Origin of the sequence: Brevundimonas diminuta ATCC 11568 (assembly GCF_000204035.1) — a bacterium.
Taxonomy (GTDB): domain Bacteria; phylum Pseudomonadota; class Alphaproteobacteria; order Caulobacterales; family Caulobacteraceae; genus Brevundimonas; species Brevundimonas diminuta.
In genome coordinates this window covers 2,588,649-2,594,432 of the sequence record NZ_GL883086.1, presented here as the reverse complement: position 1 = coordinate 2,594,432, position 5,784 = coordinate 2,588,649, and the positions used below count along the sequence as shown (strand labels likewise).

8 protein-coding genes are annotated in these 5,784 nt (G+C 59.1%); 3 read left to right on the top strand and 5 right to left on the bottom strand.

The genetic code is table 11. The features are described 5' to 3' along the window. Nucleotides 1–1,897, bottom strand: a 1,897-nt coding sequence (locus tag BDIM_RS18230) for a DNA methyltransferase (RefSeq protein ID WP_040347280.1), incomplete at its 3' end; no start/stop codon positions are given. A gap of 132 nt (nucleotides 1,898–2,029) precedes the next feature. Between BDIM_RS18230 and BDIM_RS16525 the strand changes: the two genes are divergently transcribed. Both BDIM_RS16525 and BDIM_RS16520 read left to right on the top strand, forming a co-directional pair. After that, nucleotides 2,030–2,407, top strand: a complete 378-nt coding sequence (locus BDIM_RS16525; protein ID WP_143276849.1) for a hypothetical protein — start codon at nucleotides 2,030–2,032, stop codon at nucleotides 2,405–2,407. After that, nucleotides 2,400–3,389, top strand: a complete 990-nt coding sequence (locus BDIM_RS16520) for a hypothetical protein (protein WP_040346502.1) — start codon at nucleotides 2,400–2,402, stop codon at nucleotides 3,387–3,389. Before BDIM_RS16525 ends, BDIM_RS16520 begins: the two co-directional genes overlap by 8 nt. 32 nt (nucleotides 3,390–3,421) lie before the next feature. Here the strand turns inward: BDIM_RS16520 and BDIM_RS16515 are convergent, their stop codons facing one another. From BDIM_RS16515 to BDIM_RS16500, 4 genes are read right to left on the bottom strand one after another with little or no spacing between them, the layout of a single operon-like run. Next, a complete protein-coding gene (locus BDIM_RS16515) occupies nucleotides 3,422–3,835 on the bottom strand; it encodes a hypothetical protein (RefSeq protein ID WP_040346500.1) in 414 nt (137 codons plus the stop codon). Then, a complete protein-coding gene (locus BDIM_RS16510; RefSeq protein ID WP_003166696.1) occupies nucleotides 3,828–4,088 on the bottom strand; it encodes a hypothetical protein in 261 nt (86 codons plus the stop codon). The genes BDIM_RS16515 and BDIM_RS16510 overlap by 8 nt, the downstream gene beginning before the upstream one ends. Continuing rightward, nucleotides 4,085–4,336, bottom strand: coding sequence for a hypothetical protein (locus BDIM_RS16505; protein WP_040346499.1), 252 nt, complete (start codon nucleotides 4,334–4,336; stop codon nucleotides 4,085–4,087). The genes BDIM_RS16510 and BDIM_RS16505 overlap by 4 nt, the downstream gene beginning before the upstream one ends. Then, nucleotides 4,336–4,905 carry a hypothetical protein gene (locus BDIM_RS16500; protein WP_088491814.1) on the bottom strand — a complete coding sequence of 190 codons (570 nt, stop codon included), beginning with the start codon at nucleotides 4,903–4,905 and terminating at the stop codon, nucleotides 4,336–4,338. The genes BDIM_RS16505 and BDIM_RS16500 overlap by 1 nt, the downstream gene beginning before the upstream one ends. A 646-nt stretch (nucleotides 4,906–5,551) precedes the next feature. Here BDIM_RS16500 and BDIM_RS17700 point away from each other — a divergent pair. Then, on the top strand, nucleotides 5,552–5,770 hold the full coding sequence (locus tag BDIM_RS17700; RefSeq protein ID WP_115616129.1) for a hypothetical protein: 219 nt from the start codon (nucleotides 5,552–5,554) through the stop codon (nucleotides 5,768–5,770). Nucleotides 5,771–5,784 lie beyond the last annotated feature (14 nt).

Sequence of the window (5,784 nt, the reverse complement as noted above, 5' to 3'; positions counted from 1 at the left end):
AATCTCGCCCTTCAACAAGGTAGGCGTTGATGTTGTTTGCCTCTTTGACGAGCGGGGTGCCGTCATCAGCAATGGAGAACAACTGTTTCTGAGTTTGTCGGACCTTTGCGATGCCGACGATGACCACAGTCACGCCCGCTTTATTGCTGGCAAGGTTCGCCCATTTGAAGGAAGTGTGGGCGAACGCAATCTCGTGTCCTGCTCGGGCAATCAAAGGCCACAAGATCGGCACCTGCTGGCCCTGACAAATCGAATTTGTGGACACGAACGCCGCCACGGTGTCAGTGTGTGTGCCGTAGTCGGCGGCCTTCATGAACCAGCCAGCGACGTAATCCAAAGATTTCCAGTTCGCGGTTCTCCCGTCGAAAATGGACGCAAGATCAGCCTTCTGTTCGGCGTCCTGCCATGTCGATCCCAAGTATGGTGGATTGCCACAAATGTAGGTCTCACCACCTTCATTTTCAAAGTCGATCTCGGCTTGATCAAGCGGCGTCTCAAACAGGTCATCGGATGTGACCCTCACGCCCATGCCGGTCGGAGGGCAGATGCTCAGCCAATCAAGCCGCAGCGCATTTCCGCAGGTGATCCAATTCTCTGCGCCGAGAGGGAGAAATTCTGCAATCGCCTCCTTCTGGCCGCGATAGGTCACGTCGGACTGATACTCGGCGATGATCAGCGCAAGCCTCGCGATCTCGGCTGGAAAGTCGCGTAGCTCGATCCCCCGAAAATTGGTCAGCGGAATTTCGGATCGCCGATCTGCCTCTCCACGTCGCTTGTTTATGGCGGCTTCTATCTCTCGCATCGCCTTGTAGGCGATCACCAGGAAGTTGCCCGACCCACAAGCCGGATCGAACACCCTGATCCGGGCCATGCGTTTGCGGAGATTCAACAGTTTCTGGGGGCTGTCGCCGGCCTCGGCCAGCTTCTCGCGCAGGTCGTCGAGGAAGAGAGGGTTCAGCACCTTCAGGATGTTGGGAACGCTGGTGTAGTGCATGCCCAGCGAGCCACGTTCATCCTCGTCGGTGACCGCCTGGATCATCGACCCGAAGATGTCCGGGTTGATCTTCCGCCAGTTCAAGCTCCCGATGTGCATCAGGTAGGAGCGGGCTACCTTGCTGAACCGGGGCGCATCGGTGCTGCCGCTAAAAAGCTGGCCGTTCACATAGGGGAACTTGGTCGCGTAGCGCGGAAGACCGGCTGCCTCGCGATCCGCCGGCTTGGTGTCCATGGCGCGGAAAATCTCGCCGATCACCTCGTGCGTGGTAGCGGCATCACCCGCCGACATCTGTTCGACCGTCTTGGTGAACAGCCCCTCGGTCAGGAAGATGTCCGTGTCCTCGGCGAAGAAGCAGAAGATCAGCCGCGCCATGAAGTGGTTCATGTCGTGCTGACGTTCGACGGACGCCCAGTCCGGGTTCTCCTTCAGAAGCTGGATGTAGAGCTTATTCAGCCGCCCCGTCGCCTTCACGTCGAACGAGCTTTCGCGGATTTCCTTGACCGTGGTGATCCCAGCCAGCGGCAGGAAGAATCCGAAGTGATCGGGGAACTCGGCGTAGGAGCAAGCGACCGTCCCGCCGCCGTTCAGGTCTTCCGCCTGGAACGCTTCGCCATCCGTGGCGACAATGAACTTGGCCTTGGCCGAGGCGGTCTTGGGGCTGTCGCGTAGGGCCTTCAGGGTGTCGTCCACGGCGCCTGGCGCGCAAGTGGCGATGTGGATGTTGTTGCGCTGTAGGACGCCGCCCGGCACGTCGGACTGATTGGTCGATCCCGTCCGCAGTCGCTTGATCGTTGTCGCCGGGTTGTCGAAGGCGATCAGAAACTGAAACGGGAACTCAGCCGCGTCGAACGGCTCAAGCGCGAGGTTGGATACGGCTTCTTCGATCTCAACGGGGTTCATGAGCGGGACCATACGAGGCTCGCCGGCCCGGCCACAACGGGTCATTAGCCAGCCACGCGAAAATGACCATTATGCTTGCCAGACCGGAGTTCCGTGAGAGGTTGTTAGCCTTCCACTTAACAAGGAGGCTGCGTGGCTGCTGTCGAGAACCCGCTTCGATGTCTGGCCCTTCGCGTTCAACCTGATCGAGCCGGCGTGATCGATTTGGCCGAGGCCGCTTCCTACCTCAATGAGATCGCCGGAGAAAATCAGTTCATCATTGCCGACCAGTGGCTGTTCGTCGATCCGCCCGCTGAAGCAGAGGGCGAAACGACCCTGCCAGTGGTGATGCCGGTAGCCGCAGCGACCAGGGCCGTTCTCAACGACCTCACCAGCGACCCGCCGCGCATAGTCACCGACTATCAGATGTCGCCCGCTGAGACGCGCCGCTGGCGATGGTATGCCTCTCTGAGCCACTCTGCGGACTTGCCTCGGTCGCTCTTCCCTTGGGAACGTGCCGCGCTTGCGTGACGGTCTCCTTGGTTGGACGCTTCCGAGCCTTTTGCACCTCGATGATCAATGCCATGGCGTGCTTGCTCGGGTGCTCTCGGCTGCGCCTGGCCGGCGCCAGGCGATCTTTGCTGCGCTGGCCGTGCGAGACATCGAAGGCGAGATCGCCTACGCCAACGAAGACCTGTTGCCACCGCCCTTCGCCGAGATCGTGCGCCACGGACGCTCCGCCGAAATCCTACGACACGCTTTCGGTGAGGTGCCTCAAGGCTTTCCAGGTCTGTTGGAAAGAGTTGGAGAATGGCCACTGCCGAGGCCGCAGAGCTACATCGCGCTGCGCGACTTAGTGGCCAGTGGAGAGCCTCGGAGCATTTGCGCGCTGCGGGACTCTGGGCGGATCACCCTGCGAAAGCTGGACATACTCTCCAGCCTCGACCCTCGGTGGAGGCACGCGAACACCCTTTCACGCCTCGACACACCGGCTGAGGCAGTGCGCTTCAACGCGGCCATAGAGTTCGTTCAGGGCGTTTGTTCGAAAGCCGACGATGAGGCGATAGCTCTGGCTATCGCCAACATGTCGGGGACCGGCTCCCTTCCGCGACTGCTGCACCGGTTCATCAGGCGGGCTGATCGCCTCCCTGCGAATCCGGTCCCGGCCGGCGATGTCGAGCTAAGACCATTCACGAGCATGCGGGAATATCTCGACGCCGCAAGACGATATAGGAACTGCCTCGCCAGCAAGCTGGATCAGGTCGCAGCCGGCCGATTTGCCATAGCCGAGTTCAAGGACCAGGCGTTGCTGGAATTCAGATCGCTGACCGCCGGAGCCGGATGGATGCTGTGGCTGGTCCACGGCCCTCGCAACGGCCCGACGCCGCTCAAGGTCTACGAGGAAGCGGAAGCGAAGTGTGATCGCCTCGGCATTCCGCGCCAGGATGATAATGCCGGAGGCTCCCTTTGGAGAAGCTACCGGCACTTCTCGCAGGCTTTAGATTGGGATTGATACAGACATGCCGACGCTCGGGGCGACGATGCTCAAAGGGGGTCTATGAGCAGCCGACCTTCGAACATTCGCAGCAAGACGTTTGTCCGCTCGAAGTCGTCTAAATCGCCGCTCCGATGGAGTTTGACCCTGCTCATGTCGGTTTCGATGGCGAGGATCGCCTTGAATTTTTTGCCCTCGAACCTGAACGCAACGAACGGGCCACCGTCGTCCCTGCTTCCTTCTCCAAGGTAACAGACCGTTAGATTGCCAAGTGGGGCCAGAGGAACTGGCTTGGCAAACCGGCTCTCCCAGCTTTCGATGCTCATCGCTTCCAGTGCCAGCCGGAAAAAGCCTTCCTCGCATCCCTGCTGCCCGGTCCAGGTTTCTGACCCTCGCGCATCAGACGCCATCAGATGCAAATGAGGACACAGGCCAGCATCGGTGTCCTGAGTGAACTCAGTCATTGATCTCAACGCAGATATCGGCATCGGCTTCAGTCCACGGCACCATGGTTACGATATAGCCGATTGCGTTTACCTTTCGTCGGCCGGGGGCATAGGCAATGCTTCCGTCCGCCTCGATTTGCGTCCAAACGCGATGGTGTCCGACCGCCTCAAGGAACGCGGCCTCTTCGGCGTTGCCGTCGTCAAACAGGAGGCAGTCGTCATCCTGTCGCAGGACCGGGATGAAGTGTTGTTCCCACTCTTCTTCGGTCACGCGATCTCTCCCAGCCAGCTATTGCGGTAGACCTTGACGACTTCGGCTTCGTCCGAATCCTCCCGGCCATCGCCATCTTCATCCTCATCTTGAAGCCACTCTCTCCAAGCCCGGCGAGCCGACGCAATGGCACCCTCCTTGTCTTCCGCTACCACTGACCAAGGCGACCAATCTGAGCAGTCAGGGTCCATCAGGATGACGACCCAGCATTTCTCCAGGGAGCCGGCGGGGCATGTTTCATCCACCATCAGGACCGCCCCGTATTGGCAGAACGCGAGTCGGCTTGATGAGCGAAAGCTTCGGCCTGGAGTCGGTCGGTGAGATACCGCAGCCAAACGGAGTTCTCTCCGCGCTCCCGGTCGCTAACGTTGATTTGCGAGTGGCAGACGATCTCCGACAGAAGCGGTCGAAAGGCGTCGGCCCATCGCAGTTGCACAACGAAGACGACCGCCTGACCGCCCCCCAATGGCAGTGGGATGGTAATCGACCGACCGGAGTCGAAAATTTCGATTCCGCCGCCTTGTCCGATGGGGAGTGCCCCGGCTGTCTGGCTGAGGCATCGGACGATTTCTTCACGGCATGCTACGCTGTCTTTCGTCAGGCTGACGCGCGTCAGAGCGTGGCTCAGTAGAGCTTCTCCGAAACAGATGACGCTCGCTTGCAGATCATCCGCGTCCGCCAGATCAATGCTGGCTCCTGTGTCCATGACACGGTGCCGGATGGCGGGACGATCTGATCCGACATGTTCGGACGAAGCGTGTTGTTGACTGCTCGCAGCCTCGCGCTGCCAGCCGTCGCCGAGTAGGCCACGGTGCATACTAAACTCCTGCCGACAAATGATCGTCGGTCTATCTCTATGTTGACTTAGTCGTCGGCAGTTCAGGGCCGCGAGTGATCGCCTTTTGGCGCAAGCGGATGACTCTGGTCAAGTGCCTTTTGATGGACAAGTGAGCATTTTATCTATCTGAATACTTACATGTATTGCCTTAAACGACGAATATTTACATGTATTGCCCACTCTTCCATCTCTGACGTTCCGTATTTGCACAAGGCAAAGTAACTATTCTCTTAGCGAAGTGATTTCGCCTACTGTGCTTAGCCGATAGTTAGACGGGGCGCGCAAGAGTCGGTGGCGCACACAGCGCGGGTCGCTTTGGGATTGGCGTCGGGCTTCGTCGTCGAATAAGACCGTGTGGTGATAAATAGTTCTACCAGGCACACTATTAGTTGGTCGGTATTTGTATCGGAGCTACAATGAAGGATTTCTACAGTTTGATGCTCAATCGGGGACTGGTAACGAGCCGACGCCAGTGCTCAGTCTACTACTGCAAAATGGCGCCGAACTACCTCTGCGTCAGCGATCCCTCGGACACGGCATTGATCAACGCATTTCGCCGGCTTGTCTCGGAAGGGCGTTGGTCTACCGCATTCCGTGTGGCTCATATGGTCCTGTTCGATCAGCGATGAACGCCCCCGCCCCCCCATTCTCCACGCCCTACAGCGTGGAGCTTCAGGTCAACCTCGATGATGCGGCCGACGACGCCCGACGAATTTTGGGCGAATCCTGGTGTTGCCGGAACGCAAAGAGCGGATGGTTCAGAAGCGTGGACAAGCTGACGCAGACCGTGCGCTTCTCCTTTCAGTGTCATCGCGACGCGGTTGCGTTCTGGCTGGCGAACTAAGCTCCCTCCATCCG

Excerpts from the sequence above, each read along its gene's own strand:
- BDIM_RS16515 (WP_040346500.1), bottom strand. The coding sequence starts at position 3,835 with ATGACTGAGTTCACTCAGGACACCGATGCTGGCCTGTGTCCTCATTTG.
- BDIM_RS16505 (WP_040346499.1), bottom strand. The coding sequence starts at position 4,336 with ATGGTGGATGAAACATGCCCCGCCGGCTCCCTGGAGAAATGCTGGGTC.
- BDIM_RS16500 (WP_088491814.1), bottom strand. The coding sequence starts at position 4,905 with ATGCACCGTGGCCTACTCGGCGACGGCTGGCAGCGCGAGGCTGCGAGC.
- BDIM_RS17700 (WP_115616129.1), top strand. The coding sequence starts at position 5,552 with ATGAACGCCCCCGCCCCCCCATTCTCCACGCCCTACAGCGTGGAGCTT.